The sequence below is a fragment of the Adlercreutzia equolifaciens genome (genome assembly GCF_029076695.1).
In the GTDB taxonomy this organism is placed as follows: domain Bacteria; phylum Actinomycetota; class Coriobacteriia; order Coriobacteriales; family Eggerthellaceae; genus Adlercreutzia; species Adlercreutzia equolifaciens_A.
Genome location: NZ_JARFIK010000172.1, coordinates 1 through 339 on the forward strand (window position 1 = coordinate 1; position 339 = coordinate 339).

At 71.7% G+C, this 339-nt stretch carries 1 pseudogene; it reads left to right on the forward strand.

The annotated features are described in order from the left end of the window. Positions 1–117 precede the first annotated feature (117 nt). A pseudogene (locus PZH32_RS11940) lies at positions 118–339 on the forward strand (hypothetical protein); the annotation flags it as partial.

A 339-nucleotide genomic window follows, 5' to 3' on the forward strand; every position in this document is an offset into this window, starting at 1 on the left:
GGGGCCTTCCGCAGCGCCTACCAGAACTTCCTGGGCACTCCGGGCATCAGCTTGGTGGAGGTGCAGCTGCCCCTGCGCGGCGTGCGTGACCGCTTCGCTCCCTATCAGGGGTAACTCGTGACCGCTTTCGTCCTGCTCCACGGCTTCGCCCAAACGCCCGCCTCGTGGGACGAGGTGGCGGCGGCGCTGCAGGCCGCCGGACACCGCACCATCGTGCCTGACTTGTTCGCCTGGTTGGGGGAGGAGGGTCGTGACGCGGCCTCCCCGGTGTGCGCGGGCCACGAAGGCGCCGCGCCTCTGGCCGCAGCGTGCGACCGCGTTGCCCAGGTGGTGCGCCAG